The sequence below is a fragment of the Streptomyces zaomyceticus genome, from assembly GCF_014656215.1.
Lineage (GTDB): Bacteria > Actinomycetota > Actinomycetes > Streptomycetales > Streptomycetaceae > Streptomyces > Streptomyces zaomyceticus.
Genome location: NZ_BNBZ01000008.1, coordinates 127,219 through 142,592, shown reverse-complemented (window position 1 = coordinate 142,592; position 15,374 = coordinate 127,219). Strand labels below are relative to the sequence as shown.

Below are 15,374 nucleotides of genomic sequence, written 5' to 3'. Positions count from 1 at the left end.
TGTCGGCCGTCCGGGCCGTCCGGGTCGCAGGTGTCGTGCGGGTCGGGCGGTGACGGGGCTGGTCCGGTGATTTGTTTTCTGGGATAACTATTGAGGGCTCGGTGCAGCCCCTCCCACCCCACCCCAAGGACCAGCATGAAGTTCACCGACGGCTTCTGGCTGATGCGCGAGGGCGTCCACGCCTCGTACGCCACCGAAGTCCGCGATCTGCGCCCGGAAGCCGACCGCTTCACCGCCTACGCCTCCGTCAAGCGGGTCGAGACCCGCGGTGACACCCTGAACTCGGCCCTCCTGACCGTGGAGTGCCACGCACCCGCCGAAGGTGTCATCGGCGTCCGCGTCACCCACCACGCCGGAAAGGCCCACCGCGGCCCCGACTTCGAGCTCGACGGCTCGGGGACCGGCTCGGGCACCGTCCACGTGGCGGGACCGGTCGTCGAACTGGCCTCGGGGCCGCTCCGGCTGCGCCTGGACCGATCGGCCCCCTGGACCCTCGAGTTCCGCGACGCCGACGGCCGTACCCTCACCGAGGCCGGCCGCAAGGGCACCGCGTTCGTCACCACCGCCGACGGCGCCCACCACATTGCCGTACAGCTCGCGCTCGGAGTCGGCGAGCAGATCTACGGCCTCGGCGAGCGCTTCACCCCCTTCGTGAAGAACGGCCAGAGCGTCGACATCTGGCAGGCCGACGGCGGCACCAGCAGCGAACAGGCCTACAAGAACATCCCGTTCTACCTCTCCTCGCGCGGCTACGGCGTCTTCGTCAACCACCCGGGCCGCGTCTCCTTCGAGGTCGGCTCGGAGGCCGTCGGACAGGTCCAGTTCAGTGTCGAGGACCAGACCCTGGAGTACCTCGTCGTCGCGGGCCCCACCCCCAAGGAGGTGCTCGCCCGCTACACCGCGCTCACCGGCCGCCCCGCCCTGCCCCCGCCGTGGTCCTTCGGCCTCTGGCTCACCACCTCCTTCACCACCCGGTACGACGAGGCGACCGTCACCTCCTTCGTCGACGGCATGGCCGAGCGGGACATCCCGCTCTCCGTCTTCCACTTCGACTGCTTCTGGATGCGCGAGTACCAGTGGTCGGACTTCCGCTGGGACCCCGAGACCTTCCCCGACCCGGAGGGCATGCTGGCCCGGCTCAAGGCCCGGGGGCTCCGCGTCGGCATGTGGATCAACCCGTACATCGCCCAGAAGTCCCCCCTCTTCGACGAGGGCGTGGCCGGCGGACATCTGCTCCGGCGGCCGAACGGCGACGTGTGGCAGTGGGACCTGTGGCAACCCGGCATGGCCCTCGTCGACTTCACCAACCCCGAGGCCAGGACCTGGTTCCAGGACAGGCTGCGGCCCCTGCTCGCGCAGGGCGTCGACTGCTTCAAGACCGACTTCGGCGAGCGCGTCCCCACCGACGTCGTCTGGCACGACGGCTCGGACCCGGAGCGCATGCACAACTACTACGCCCAGCTCTACAACCGGACCGTCTTCGACCTGCTGGAGAAGGAGCGCGGCACCGGTGAGGCCGTCCTCTTCGCGCGCTCCGCGACCGCCGGCGGGCAGCAGTTCCCCGTCCACTGGGGCGGCGACTGCTGGGCCTCCTTCGAAGCCATGGCGGAGTCCCTGCGCGGCGGCCTCTCGCTCTCCCTGAGCGGTTTCGGCTTCTGGAGCCACGACATCGGAGGCTTCGAGGGAACGCCGGAGCCGGAGGTCTTCACCCGCTGGCTCGCGTTCGGGCTGCTCTCCTCGCACAGCCGGCTGCACGGCAGCGACTCGTACCGGGTGCCGTGGGAGTTCGGCGAGGAGGCCGTGGAAGTCGCCCGGCGCTTCACCCGGCTCAAGCACCGGCTGATGCCGTACCTGTACGGGGTCGCCGCCGAGGCCCACGGGACCGGCGTCCCCGTGATGCGTCCGATGCTCCTGGAGTTCCCCGAGGACCCGGCCTGCCGGACCCTGGACCGGCAGTACATGCTCGGCCCCGATCTGCTCGTGGCGCCCGTCCTCACCCGTGGGGGCGAGGTCGAGGTGTACCTCCCGGCGGGGGAGTGGACCCACCTCCTCAGCGGCGAGACGGTGACGGGACCCGGCTGGCGCCGTGAGACCCACGCGCTCGACAGCCTGCCGCTGTACGTCCGCCCCGGCGCGGTCCTCCCGCTGGGGGCCGACGACTCACGTCCGGACGGCGAGTGGCTCGACGGCCTCACCCTGCTCGTGGCTCCGGGCGGGCCCGGCCGGCCGGCCGAGAACACCGTCACGGTCACGGTCCCCGACCACCGGGGTGCCCCGGCGGCCGTCTACGAGGTGACCCGCACCCGGCAGGGTCCCCGGGCGACGGTGACCGGAACGGAACTGCCGTACGCGGTACGCGTGCTGGGGCCGGGGGGCGTCGACGGGTGACGGCGGACGGGCCCGCCCGACTCCCCGGGGCGAGCGGGTCCCTGCCCGGGTGGGGGAAGCGGATGGATCACCGGGGGGACGGCCCGTAGGGTCGGGACCATGACGAACACGCGGACGGTCAGAGGTCCCGAAGAGCGCAAGAAGGACGTCCTCGCACGCCTGGCGGAGGAGGTCGACATCTGGGTGGCCTCGGCGGCCGGCGACGGGGCACCGTACCTCGTCCCCCTGGCCTTCCAGTGGGACGGCACGGACATCTGGCTGTGCACCAGGCTGACCAATCCCACCGGTCGCAACCTCCGTGACGGAGGGCGGACCCGCCTCGCCCTCGGGCACACCCGCGACGTCGTCCTGCTGGACGGCGACGTGACGACGCTCTCCGTCGGGGACGTACCGACGGAGGCGATCGAGGGCTTCGCCGCGAAGTGCGGCTGGGACCCGCGGAACTCGGGCCCCGCCTACGGCTGGTTCCGGGTCCGGCCCACCGCCGTGGAGGCCTGGCACGAGGAGCCGGAGCTCGCCGGACGTCACCTGATGCGGGACGGCCGCTGGGTGGTCTGAGGAACCGGGCGGCGGACGGGCGGACCGCTGTCGCCCACCGGGCACGACGGGAAGGCCCGACGCCGGAAGGCCCGGCACCGGACTCTCCGGTGCCGGGCCTTCCGGCCGGTCGCGCCGGTCCCTCAGCCGGCGAAACCGACGTGCGCGAGACGCACGGGCCCGCGCAGCCCCACGTGGAGGTCCACGACGTCCCGGAGGACGAGCGGGACCCCGAGGACGGTGTACGCGTACGGGCCGCCCGTCGGCGGGACCTCGGCCCGGGCCAGGACCGTGCCGTCGGCGAGGGACAGTTCCACCGAGCCCTCGCCGGCGACCGTCAGCGCCGCCTCGGTGACGCCGTCGGAGAGATCGCAGGCCCGGTAGAGGAGCCTGCCCTCCGTGCCCGGATCCGCCGGTGCCACCGCGTCGCCCGAGAGCTTCGTCCGGTCGACGATCACCGTGCCGGACTGCTCGTCGTAGTCGGCGGCGGCGAGCCCGTCGGTCAGGACCGGTCGCGGGCCCGGTGCCGCGCCCGCCACCTCGACGCGGACCACGCGCCGGACGTCCGTGCTCGACCCGCCCACCCGGATCTCGTACGCCCCCGGCTCCACCGTCCAGCGGCCGTGGACCACGTCCCAGTGGCCGAGCGCCGCCACCGGCACCTCGAAGGAGAGGGAGACGGAGGCGCCCGACGCCAGCGGACCCACCCGCTCGTGTGCGAGGAGCTCGCGGTGCGGGCGCGGTACGGAGGGAGCCACGGCCCGTGCGTACACCTGGGCCACCTCGGCGGAGGCCACGGAGCCGCTGTTGGTGACCGTGCAGCCGACGCGTACGGTCTCCCCGTCGACGACCGCCGTCAGCTCCTCGTACGTGAACCTCGTGTACGACAGGCCGTGTCCGAACGGGAACAGCGGCGTCCCGTCGAAGTACAGGTACGTCTGCCGGCCGCCGATGACGTCGTAGTCCCGCATCCCCGGCAGGTCCTCGTCCCGCGCGTACCAGGTCTGGGGGAGCCGGCCCGCCGGGGACACGTCACCGGCGAGCACCCGGGCGAGCGCCGTGCCGCCCGCCTGCCCGCCGTGCGCGGTCCACAACAGGGCCGGGAGCGTCGCGGCGGCCTCCGGGACCGCGTACGGGTAGGAGGAGACGAGGACCAGGACGGTCCGCGGGTTCGCCGTGTGCGCGGCCCGCCACAGCCGCTCCTGCTGGGCGGGGAGGGCGAGCGTCGTACGGTCCTCGGTCTCCCGGCCGTTGATGTGGGGGTCGTTGCCCGCGACCACGATCACCGTGTCGGCCCCGGCGGCGGCCCGGGCGACCGCGTCCTCGCCGCGTTCGACGACCTCCACGGTGAACACCTCGGCGGATTCCCGGCCGGCGGCAACCTTCACGACCCCGGCGGCGACAGAGACGTAGCCACCCGTACCGAGGTGCAGAAGGAGGTGCCCATGCGCATGCCCCTCACGGGCTTCGAGCCGGAAGGTCTCCTGGACGACCCAGCCGCCGGGTTCGTCCGCCGAGGCGCGGACGAGCCCGTCCCCGGCGACCGACAGATACCTGCCGTCGGGGGCGCGCAGCGTCAGCACGCCCTCGCCCCAGTCGACCAGCGCCAGTTCCGAGCCCACCGCGTCCGCGGTGAGCGGGGGGAGATCGGTGCGGCCCGCGACCAGGGCCGGGTCGAGCGCTCCCTCGGCACCCCGTACCGCCTCGGCGGTCCCGCTCTCCGGGACCCGGAGCCGTGTACCGGACGCGGTCCGCAGCCGGATCCGGTCCACGCCTTCGGCGAAGGTCACCCGGTCCGCGCCGAACCGCTCCCGCAGTCCGTCCAGCGGGGAGGAACGACGCAGCAGCGCACCGCTGTACCAGTCCAGTGCGCAGGCGTCGCCGAGCAGTCCGACCACGGCGATCCGCCCGCCGTCGGCCGCGAGCGGCAACAGCGCCGCGCCCGGACCAGGGGGGTCGTTCCTGAGCAGGACGACCGCCGCCTCCGCCGCCTCGCGGGCCAGCTCCCGGTGGTCGGGGGTGTCGAACCGGGCCTCGTCCGCGTACGGATCGAGCTCCGGGTCGAACTCACCGAGCAGAAACCGTACGGTCAGCTGGCGCCGTACCGCCCGGTCCACGTCCTCCTGCCCGATCATCCCCGCCTCCAGGGCCCGTCGCAGCCGCCCGAGGATCACCGAGGTGTCCGTGCCGTGATCGGTGAAGGAGTCGACACCGGCCTTCAGGGACGCGGCGACCGCCTCCTCGTGGGTCGCGAAATACCCCTGGGAGTCCGCCAGGTTGGACGGCGCGCCCGCGTCGGAGCAGACGAGCAGCTCCTGCTCCGTCCAGGTGCGCAGCTGCTCCTCCAGGTACGGGGAGAGGTGGTTCGGCCGTCCGTTGACCAGGTTGTACGCGGGCATCACCCCGGCCACCGCGCCCGCCTCGACGGGGCCGCGGAACGCCCGCAGGTCGTACTCGTGCAGCACCCGGGGCCGTACGGAGGCGGAGGAGGTGTCCCTCTCCGCCTCGTTGTTGTGCGCGAGCCAGTGCTTCAGGACGGGCGCGGTGCGCCAGTACACCGGATGGTCGCCGCGCAGCCCCCGGGTGTACGCGGTGGCGATCGCGGAGGTCAGCGCCGGGTCCTCGGAGTAGCCCTCCTCGCCGCGCCCCCACAGCGGATTGCGCAGCAGATTCACCGTCGGAGCCCACACGTTGAGGCCGACCCGGTCGTCCTTGGCGCGCATCGCCCGCGCCTCGCGGGAGACCGCCTCGCCCACCCGGCGGACCAACTCCGGGTGCCAGGTGGCCCCCAGACCCACGGCCTGCGGGAACACGGTCGCCGGCCCCATCCAGGCGACCCCGTGCAGGGCCTCCTGACCGGTGCGGAAGGCGGCCAGGCCGAGACGGTCGACGCCGGGCGTGAACTGGTGGAGGAGCGCCAGGCGTTCACCGGCGGTGAGCCGGTCGAGGAGATCGTCGACCCGGCGGGCTACGGGGAGCGCCGGGTCACGGAAGGGCGGCCGGTGAGCGGTCACGTGCGAGTCCCTTGGCAGAGGAGCGTGGAGGCCGTCGGCACGACGGTTTCGAAGCGCTTCGATGCTCCGGGGTGCGCAGAGCGGGTGTCAAGCCGTGAAGACGAGCATTTCCCTTTCTGTCCAAGCCACTTGCCCCGGCTGGGGACAGTCGTGGAATCCCCGAGATTCTCGGGAACGACTCTTGCCGCGCCTGTGACGTTCACTTAACCTCGCAGCAATATCGAAGCGCTTCGACTCGGACGCCGACAGCGCCCCGGGGCTCCGCCCCGCCCGCACCACCTCCACCACCGCAGCCGGCCGGCACCTCGCGGTCGCCGTATGTCCTGGCGCGTGCCATGAAGGGTTGACGCAATGACGCCGAACGCCGTCTCCACGGGCTCCCGGAGATCCACCCCGAGCCGGAGGGGCTTCCTCGCCTCCACCGCCGTCGCCGCGGCCGCGGTCGCCGGCGGCGCACCGCTCCTCGCGGCCTGCGGGGGCGGAGCGGACAACGGGAAGAAGGACGGCACCACCACCGGCAAGGACGCGGCGAAGCTGCTGCCCGCCTTCGTCGCGAGCACCGTCGTCGCCCCCGACATCGCACCGAAGAACGGCTCCGCGGCCGGCTTCACCCGCGCCCTTCCGAGCGCCGCGCTCAAGGCCTCCGTCACCCGGAAGCGGGGCAAGGGCGGCGCGCTGACGATCATGGCCCCGTTCTGGGGTCCCCCGCCGGCCCCCGACAACCCGTACTACCGGGCCATGAACGAGGCCATCGGCGTCCGGGCCACCTGGCAGAACCAGGACGGCAACGTCTACGACCAGAAGCTCGGTGCCGTCCTCGCCTCCAGCGAGATCCCCGACGTGGTCGTCATCCCGGGCTGGAACCTCGGCGGCAAGATCCCCAGCGCCGTCGACGCCAAGTTCGAGGACCTCGGCCCCTACCTCGCGGGCGACAAGGTCAAGGCGTACCCCAACCTCGCGGCGATCCCCACCGACGCCTGGCAGCGCTCGATCTTCGGGGGAAAGCTGCGCGGACTGCCCATGCCGGCCTCGTACGTCACCAACATCGCGCCCTTCTACCGCAAGGACCTCTTCGACGCCAAGGGCTGGCAACTGCCCGGGAGCGCGGACGAGTTCCTCGCCCTCGCCAAGGAGATCACCAGCGCCAAGGCCAAGGTGTGGGCCTGCGGCGACATGACCTGGACCGCCTACAACATGTTCGGCGTGCTGTCCGGCAGCGACAAGGCGCTCGGCTGGAACCTGGCCGACGGCAGGCTGATCAACCGCATCGAGACCCCGGAGTATCTCGAAGCGCTGGAATGGACCCGCAAGCTCTTCGACGCCGGGGTCGTCCACCCCGACGAGAAGACCCAGAACCAGGGCGACACCGGCAATCGCTTCACCGCCGGCCAGTGCCTGATCTACAACAACGACCTCTCCCACTGGTACGCCAAGACGTCCGAACAGGCAGCGCAGAACCCGGGCTTCGCCATGGCCGCCATGGACATCCCCGGCCACGCCGGCGGCCTCCCGAAGCTGTGGGCCACCAACCCCGCCAACATCTGGGCCTTCGTCAGGAAGGGCAGCTCCAAGGCGGTGATCGAGGACGCCCTCGCCGTCGCCGACTTCACCGCCGCCCCCTACGGCACCAAGGAGCGGATGCTCACCGACTACGGCGTCGAGGGCGTCCACCACACCGTCGAGAACGGCCTCCCGGTCAAGACCGACAAGGGCAACCAGGAGGTCAGCAGCTCCTGGATGTTCGTCGCCAGCCCCGCCCCCTACATCGCCCACCCCGACACACCCGAGGTCACCCGGGCCATGGTCGAGTGGCAGCAGCGCATGGGCGCCGTCACCTCCAAGTCCTCCTTCTACGGCATGACCGTCACCGAGCCGTCCCGGTGGACCGGCCTGATGAACGACTTCGAGCAGCTGGAGAAGGACATCGTCCGCGGCCGCAAGAAGGTCTCCGACATGCAGCAGGCGGTATCCGAGTGGAAGACCAAGGGCGGCGACCAGCTGCGCGACTGGTACAAGAAGCTGCTCGACACCAACGGATCCGCGGCGGGCTGACGGTGAGCACGCTCGACACCAGGAGGTCGGACCCGGCCGGACGGGCGACCGCCGGCCGAGTCCCGCGCCGCGGTCGCCGCGGGGGCCGGCACGGCAGCCGTCCGGCCGGGCACGTCCCGCTCGGCCGGCGGCTCCGCCGCGACCGGACCCTCCTCCTCATGACCGTCCCCGCGCTCGTCCTCGTCCTGGTCTTCAACTACGTCCCGATCCTCGGGAACGTGGTCGCCTTCCAGGACTACGACCCGTACGTCTCGACCAACGGCGTCACCGCCATGCTGGAGAGCCCCTGGGTCGGTCTCGCCCAGTTCGAACGGGTCCTCGCCGACCCGGGGTTCTGGCACGCGGTCGAGAACACCCTCGTCCTCTTCCTCCTCCAGCTGGTCCTCTTCTTCCCGGTGCCGATCGCCCTCGCCCTGCTCGTCAACAGCGTGCTCAGGCCCCGGGTCAGGGCGCTCGTCCAAGCCGTGCTGTACCTGCCCCACTTCTTCTCCTGGGTCCTGGTCATCACGGTCTTCCAGCAGATCCTCGGCGGCGCCGGCATCATCGCCCAGACCCTCCGACAGCACGGCCACGAGGGCTTCGACCTCATGACCGACCCGGCGATCTTCAAGTTCCTCGTCACCGCCGAGGGCGTCTGGAAGGACGCCGGCTGGGGCGTCATCGTCTTCCTCGCCGCGCTCGCCGCCGTCAACCAGGACCTGTACGAGGCCGCCGCCATGGACGGCGCCAACCGGTGGAGCCGGATGTGGCACGTCACCCTGCCCGCGCTGCGGCCGGTGATCGCGCTGCTGCTCGTCCTCCGCGTCGGCGACGCCCTCACCGTCGGCTTCGAACAGCTGCTGCTCCAGCGCGACGCCGTCGGCCCGGGAGCCGCCGAGGTCCTCGACACCTTCGTGTGGTGGACCGGACTGCGCAGTCAGGACTTCAGCTACGCGGCCGCCGCCGGACTGGTCAAGGGAGTCGTCGGCCTCGTACTGGTCCTCTCCGCGAACAAGACCGCCCACCTCATGGGCGAGCAGGGGGTGTACCGGAAGTGACCCGACGACCCACCTCTTCGCGATGGGCGGCGCCCGCCCGGCCCGTCTGGGAGGAGCCGCCCAGCAGGGCCGGCCTCGCCGCCAAGGGCCTGATCCTCATCCTCGCCTGCCTCGCGGTCCTCTTCCCGCTGTGGATCGTGGTGGTCACCAGCCTGTCGTCCAAGAGGACGATCACGGAGACCGGCGGCCTCGTCGTCGTCCCGAGGGACATCACCTTCCTCGCCTACCAGGAGCTCCTGAGCGGCGGACAGGTCACCCGCGCGGCCGTCGTCAGCGTCCTCGTCACCGTGACCGGCACGCTCTTCTCCATGGCCGTGTCGGTCCTCTGCGCCTACGGCCTCTCCCGGCCCGGTTCGCTCGGTCACCGCTTCATCCTGCTCACCCTGATGGCCACGATGTTCTTCGGCGCCGGCCTGATCCCCACATACCTCCTCGTACAGACCCTCGGCCTCACCGACACCTATCTCGCACTGATCCTCCCCAGCGCCGTCAGCGTCTTCAACATCCTCGTCCTGCGCGGCTTCTTCATGGGCGTCTCACCCGAACTCGTCGACAGCGCGCGCATCGACGGCGCGGGGGAGCTGCGGATCCTCTGGCAGATCGTGATGCCGCTCTCGCGGGCGGTCATCGCCGTCATCACCCTGTTCTACGCGGTCGGGTACTGGAGCGCGTGGTTCAACGCCTCCATCTACCTCAGCGACCAGAACATGATGCCGCTGCAGAACGTCCTCATCCAGCTCGCCCAGAAACAGGAGATCCCCGTCGGCCTCGGCCAGGCGGTCAAGGCGGGGAACCTCTCCGGGCTCGCCGTCCAGATGGCCGTCATGGTCCTCGCCCTGCTCCCCGTCGCCGTCCTCTCGCCCTTCGTCCAGAAGCACTTCAGGAAGGGCATGCTCACCGGCGCCGTCAAGGGCTGAGCCCACCCCGAAGTCCCCACCCCCTACGGAGAGTCCGATGCCGAGCCTCGACGACGTGACCCGGCCGCCCGGCCACCCGCCCCGCATCCTCTACGGCGGAGACTGGAACCCCGAGCAGTGGCCCGAGGAGACCTGGGCCGAGGACCTCCGGCTCATGCGCCGGGCCGGAGTCACCTCCGTCACCCTCGGGGTCTTCTCCTGGTCCCGCCTCGAACCCACCCCGGGGGCGCGCGAGTTCGACTGGCTGGACCGCCTCATGGACCTCACCCACGCCCACGGCGTCGGCGTCGTCCTCGCCACCCCCACCTCCTCGCCGCCGCCCTGGCTGGGACGGCTCCACCCCGAGACGCTCCCCCGGGACGAGGACGGCCGGACCGAGTGGTGGGGCTCCCGCCAGCACTTCTCCCACTCCAGCGAGATCTACCGCCGCCGCGCCGCCGCGATCACCGAGGACCTCGCCGCACGCTACGCGGGCCACCCGGCCCTCACGATGTGGCACATCAACAACGAGTACTGCACCTACGACTGGGGCGACGAGGCCGCCCGTACCTTCCGCCGCTGGCTCCGCGACCGGTACGGCACCCTCGACGCGCTCAACACCGCCTGGGGGAACGACTTCTGGGGCCAGCGCTACGGCGACTGGGCCGAGGTCCTGCCGCCCCGCCGCGCCCACTACCTGAAGAACCCGGCCCATGTGCTGGACTTCCGGCGCTACTCCTCCGACCAGCTCCTGGAGTGCTACCGGGCCGAACGCGACATCGTCCGCAGGCACACCCCGCACCTCCCCGTGACCACCAACTTCATGCCGTTCTGGTCGGGACAGGACGGCTGGGCCTGGGCGGCCGAGGAGGACCTCGTCTCCGTCGACGTCTACCCCGACCCGCGCGACCCCGGCGCCGGCCCGTACAACGCGATGATCGGCGACCTGACCCGTTCCCAGGCGGGCGGCCGGCCGTGGATGGTCATGGAGCAGGCCGCCGGAGCCGTCAACTGGCGCGGCGTCAACCACCCCAAGCCGTACGGGCTCAACCGTCTCTGGGCGCTCCAGGCCGTCGCCCACGGCGCCGACGCCGTCTGCTACTTCCAGTGGCGCCAGTCCCGGCAGGGAGCGGAGAAGTTCCACTCCGGAATGATCGGCCACGCGGGAGAACGCGGCCGGGTCTTCCGGGAGACCGTCCGCATCGGCGAGGAGCTCGCCCGGCTCGGCCCCCACGTCGCCGGCAGCCGCGTCACCACCGACATCGCCGTCCTGCACGACTGGGACTCCTGGTGGGCCGGGGACCAGGAAGGGGCGCTCTCCCGCCGGGTCGACCACGCCGGCATCGTCCGCGCCTGGCACCGCGCCCTCTGGAACGCCCACCTGCCCGTCTCCTTCGCCCACCCCCACCACGACCTCGGCGCCCACCGTCTCGTCGTCGTCCCGCACCTCTACCTCCTCGACGACACCGCGATCGACAACCTCCTCGCCCACGTGCACGGCGGCGGCACCCTGGTCTGCGGCTTCCTGACCGGCATCGCCGACCGGGACGACCGGGTCCGTCCCGGCGGCATGGACGCCCGCCTCCGGGAGCTCCTCGGCATCGACCTCGTCCAGGAGTGGTGGCCGCTCGACGAGGACGAACACGTCGACTGCGGCACCTTCCGCGGATCCCTCTGGTCCGAGGAACTCACCGCCGCACCCGGCGCCGAGACCGTCGCCGCCTACCGGGGCGGCGAGCTCGACGGCCTGCCCGCCGTGCTCCGCAACGGCCGGGCCTGGTACGTCTCCACTCTCCCGGAACCGGCCGGACTGAGCGGACTGCTCGCCACCGTGGCCCGCGAGGCCGGGGCCCGCCCCGTCGTCGAAGGACTGCCCGAGGGCGTCGAGGCGGTCCGGCGCGGCGACCTGCTCTTCCTCCTCCACCACGGCCCCGACCCGGTCACGGTGCCGCTGCCCGGCCGCCACCGCGACCTGCTCACCGGGACCGAGGCGGAGGGCTCGCTCACGCTGGAACGGTACGGAGTGGTCGTCCTCGCGCCCTGCGAACCGGAGCCGATCGACACGGCGGGGGAGCTTCCGTGAGGCACGGAACCTGGGAGCCCTCGCCCGCCGACCGCTGGGAGGACGCCTTCCTCGCCGGGAACGGCAGCCACGGCGCCCTCGTCCTCGGTGACCCCGAGAACGACCGGGTGATCGTCACCCACCACACCCTCGTACGACCGAACAACCCACCCGCCGACACCGCCCCGCCCCGGCTCGCCCCCCTGCTCCCCGCCCTCCAGGACGCCCTGCTCGCCGGGGACACGACGGCCGCGGAACGGTTCACCGACGGACGGCCCCTGCGCTGGGTCCGGCCCTTCCACCCCGGCTTCCAGACCCGGGTCCGGCGGCCACCCGGCACCCCCGGCACCGCCGTGCACCGGTCCGTGGACTTCACCACCGGGGTGGTGGCAGGGGAGTGCGGGGAGCGCCGCAGCGAGGTCTTCGTCTCCCGCGCCGACGACGTCCTCGTCCAGTACGTCACCGCGCCGGGACCCGTCGTCGAGGTCGACCTCGACCACCGGCTGCCCGGCGTCCCCGCCGCGCTCGAAACCGGCCGGGGCGTCGCCACCGCACGCCGGGAGACCGTCCTCACCCTGCGGGCCCGCTACCCGGACAGCCCGCTCGGGTACACCGGACTCACCCTTCTGCTCACCGACACCGGACGCACCACGGTCACGGCCTCCGGCGTGCGCGTCGAGGGGGCGGGGGCACTGCTGCTCCTGACCCGGGTGCGCCGCCACGCGGGGGACTTCGACACGGCCCGGGAGACGGAGGACCTCAGGGCGCTGACCGGGGGAGCGGGGCCCGACGCGGGAGTCCGCGTGGGCTCCGGAGCGAGGTCCGCGGCGGGAGCCCCGGCCGGCGGACGTGACCTCTCCGCCGTCCACACCCGCCTGCTCGACCGCCACACCACTCGACACGCAGCCGCCTACGGTCGCGTCCGCCTCGACCTCGGCGCCGACGAGACCGAGCGCGCCCTGCCCGGCTCCGTCCTCCTCCGTCGCCCCGACAGCCCCGCCCTCCTGGAACGCCTCTTCGCGGCGGGCCGCTACCACCTGCTCTCCTCCTCCGGTACGCATCCGCCCCGGCTCACCGGACTCTGGACCGGGGACTGGGACACGGCGTGGTCCGGGGCCTTCACCACCAACGCCAACCTCAATCTCCAGACCGCCTCCGCCGTGGCCGCCGACCTGCCGGAGGTCACGGAAGCCCACGCGAGCTTCGTCCACGGCCAGTTGGCCGACTGGCGGGACAACGCCCGGGCGATCTTCGGCACCCGGGGAATCGTCGCCCCCTCCCACACGGACGGCGTCTCGGGGCACACGTACCACTTCAGCCTCGAGTACCCCCTCCATCTGTGGACGGCGGGCGCCGACTGGCTCCTCAAGCCGCTCCTCGACCTCGACGAGACGAACGGCCGCGACGACCCGAGGACCTCGCGCGCCCTCGCCGAACTCGCCGCCTTCTACGAGGACTTCCTCACCCGCACCGGCCCCGACGGCAGACTCGCCGTCGTCCCCTCCTACTCCCCGGAGAACCGCCCGCGCGGCGGGAGCTGGGGTGCGGTGAACGCCACGATGGACATCGCCGCCGCCCGGCACGCCCTGCACGCGGCCGCCGAGCGCGCCCCGGCGCGGGACGCCACCCGCCTCCGGGCCCTCGCCGGGCGCCTCCCGGCCTACCGCGTCAACGACGAGGGCGCGCTCGCCGAGTGGGCCTGGCCGGGGCTCGGCGACCGCTACGACCACCGGCACCTGAGCCATCTCTACCCCGTCTGGCCGCTCGACGAGATCAATCCGTACGACACCCCCGGCCTCGCCGACGCCGCCCGGCGCGCCCTCGCGCTGCGGGGCCCCGAGAACGACTCGGCCCACGGACACCTCCACCACGGCCTGGTCGCCGCGCGATTGGGCGACGCGGCCCGGACGGGGGAGGCGCTCGACCGTGTCCTCACCGGCGACTACTTCCACGACTCCCTCATGAGCGCGCACTATCCCGCCCGCGACGTCTACAACGCCGACGCCGCCCACGCCCTGCCCGCGCTCCTCGTCGAGGCCCTCGTGCAGTCCACGCCCTCGCGGCTCGTCCTGCTGCCCGCACCGCCCGCCCGGTGCCCGCGCGGCCGGCTCACCGGCGTACGGACCCGGTTCGGCGCCCGCGTCGACCTGACCTGGGCGCCGGGGGCGTACCGCGCCGTCCTCCGTCCCGACCGGGACGCGGAGGTCGACCTCAGGAGCCCGGCGGGTGCGACCCGGCTCGTGCTCCGTGCGGGGGAGCGGCTGACCGTGGGTTCCCGGGCCGGGCCGGCGGGGGAGGAGGGCCGGAGCTGTCCCGTACGGTCAGGGCGGGCGTGAGGAGTTCGACCCCGGACGTGTCCTCCGCGTCCGGCCGGGTGAGGCCCTCGACGAGCCGGTCCACGGCCCTGCGGCCGAGTTCCTGCGCGGGGATCGCCACCGAGGTGAGCGGCACCGACGCCTGGGCGGCGATCTGATCGGCGCAGACGGCGACCACCGAGACGTCCTCCGGTACGGCCCGGCCGGTCCGTCGGAGCAGGGCGAGCAGCGGCTCGATCGCCGTCTCGTTCTGGACGACGAAGGCGCCGACCCCGGGCCGCTCGTCGAAGATCCGGGCGAGCACGCCCGCCACGGCGTCATGACCCCCCTCGCAGGGCCGGTGCAGCAGCCGGACCCCCGACCCGGCCGCCCGGTCGCGCAGTCCGCGCAGGGTGCGTTCGGCGAAGCCCGTGTGCCGTGCGTAGACACCGGGGGCCTCGCCGATCACCGCGATCTCCCGGTGCCCGAGGCCGGCCAGATGCTCCACGCAGAGCGCGCCGGCCGCGGTGAAGTCGAGATCGACGCAGCTCAGCCCGGCGGGGTCGGCGGGCAGCCCGACCAGGACGGCCGGCGGACCGGCCGCGCGCAGTACGGGCAGCCGTTCGTCGTCGAGCTGGACGTCCATCAGGATCACCGCCTCGGCGAGCCCGCTGCCGGTGACCCGCCGCAGCGCCGACGGACCTTCCTCCCCGGTCAGCAGCAGGACGTCGTAGCCGTGGGCACGGGCGGCGGTGGCGACGGCGACCGCGATCTCCAGCATCACCGGCACGTACATGTCGGTGCGCAGCGGGACCATCAGCGCGATGATCCTCGAACGGCTGCTGGCGAGGGCCCGGGCGCCCGCGTGCGGCTGGTAGCCGAGCTGCTCGATGCTGGCCCGCACCCTGCGGCGGGTGGGGTCGGAGATGGGCCGCTTGCCGCTGAGGACATAGCTCACCGTGCTCGCCGACACTCCGGCGTGCCGGGCGACCTCGGCAAGCGTGACCATCCGTTCTCCCCGCGGCCCGTGTCGGTGACGATGCGCTGCGATCCGTCCCCTCGTACGGCTCCGAGTCGATTCGAATCGCTTCGAC

At 72.7% G+C, this 15,374-nt stretch carries 8 protein-coding genes and 1 pseudogene; 7 read left to right on the top strand and 2 right to left on the bottom strand.

Annotated elements, in window-relative coordinates; translation table 11 throughout:
* Positions 1-135 precede the first annotated feature (135 nt).
* The gene (gene yicI, locus IE311_RS13630; RefSeq protein ID WP_189831903.1) at positions 136-2,388 is read left to right on the top strand and encodes an alpha-xylosidase; all 2,253 of its coding nucleotides are present in this window, start codon (positions 136-138) and stop codon (positions 2,386-2,388) included.
* A gap of 99 nt (positions 2,389-2,487) precedes the next feature.
* The gene (locus tag IE311_RS13625; protein ID WP_189831902.1) at positions 2,488-2,946 is read left to right on the top strand and encodes a pyridoxamine 5'-phosphate oxidase family protein; all 459 of its coding nucleotides are present in this window, start codon (positions 2,488-2,490) and stop codon (positions 2,944-2,946) included.
* A gap of 122 nt (positions 2,947-3,068) precedes the next feature.
* Here the strand turns inward: IE311_RS13625 and IE311_RS13620 are convergent, their stop codons facing one another.
* On the bottom strand, positions 3,069-5,939 hold the full coding sequence (locus IE311_RS13620; protein ID WP_189831901.1) for a glycoside hydrolase family 3 C-terminal domain-containing protein: 2,871 nt from the start codon (positions 5,937-5,939) through the stop codon (positions 3,069-3,071).
* Between the two features lie 351 nt (positions 5,940-6,290).
* Between IE311_RS13620 and IE311_RS13615 the strand changes: the two genes are divergently transcribed.
* The 5 genes and pseudogenes from IE311_RS13615 to IE311_RS13595 all read left to right on the top strand — a co-directional run.
* Complete coding sequence (locus tag IE311_RS13615; protein ID WP_189831900.1) at positions 6,291-7,991, top strand: type 2 periplasmic-binding domain-containing protein; 1,701 nt, start codon at positions 6,291-6,293, stop codon at positions 7,989-7,991.
* Positions 7,992-7,993: 2 nt separating this feature from the next.
* Positions 7,994-9,028, top strand: a complete 1,035-nt coding sequence (locus tag IE311_RS13610; RefSeq protein WP_189831899.1) for an ABC transporter permease — start codon at positions 7,994-7,996, stop codon at positions 9,026-9,028.
* Positions 9,025-9,945: a carbohydrate ABC transporter permease gene (locus tag IE311_RS13605; protein ID WP_189831898.1), complete on the top strand. Its 921-nt coding sequence runs from the start codon at positions 9,025-9,027 to the stop codon at positions 9,943-9,945. Before IE311_RS13610 ends, IE311_RS13605 begins: the two co-directional genes overlap by 4 nt.
* 37 nt (positions 9,946-9,982) lie before the next feature.
* A complete protein-coding gene (locus IE311_RS13600; protein WP_189831897.1) occupies positions 9,983-12,007 on the top strand; it encodes a beta-galactosidase in 2,025 nt (674 codons plus the stop codon).
* Positions 12,004-14,262, top strand: a pseudogene (locus IE311_RS13595) (glycosyl hydrolase family 95 catalytic domain-containing protein); the annotation flags it as partial. The gene IE311_RS13600 and the pseudogene IE311_RS13595, both read left to right, overlap by 4 nt.
* Here the strand turns inward: IE311_RS13595 and IE311_RS13590 are convergent.
* The gene (locus tag IE311_RS13590; protein WP_189831896.1) at positions 14,198-15,289 is read right to left on the bottom strand and encodes a LacI family DNA-binding transcriptional regulator; all 1,092 of its coding nucleotides are present in this window, start codon (positions 15,287-15,289) and stop codon (positions 14,198-14,200) included. The pseudogene IE311_RS13595 and the gene IE311_RS13590 overlap by 65 nt on opposite strands.
* Positions 15,290-15,374 lie beyond the last annotated feature (85 nt).

Coding starts and splice junctions, on each gene's coding strand:
- yicI (WP_189831903.1), top strand. CDS start 136: ATGAAGTTCACCGACGGCTTCTGGCTGATGCGCGAGGGCGTCCACGCC.
- IE311_RS13625 (WP_189831902.1), top strand. CDS start 2,488: ATGACGAACACGCGGACGGTCAGAGGTCCCGAAGAGCGCAAGAAGGAC.
- IE311_RS13615 (WP_189831900.1), top strand. CDS start 6,291: ATGACGCCGAACGCCGTCTCCACGGGCTCCCGGAGATCCACCCCGAGC.
- IE311_RS13600 (WP_189831897.1), top strand. CDS start 9,983: ATGCCGAGCCTCGACGACGTGACCCGGCCGCCCGGCCACCCGCCCCGC.
- IE311_RS13590 (WP_189831896.1), bottom strand. CDS start 15,289: ATGGTCACGCTTGCCGAGGTCGCCCGGCACGCCGGAGTGTCGGCGAGC.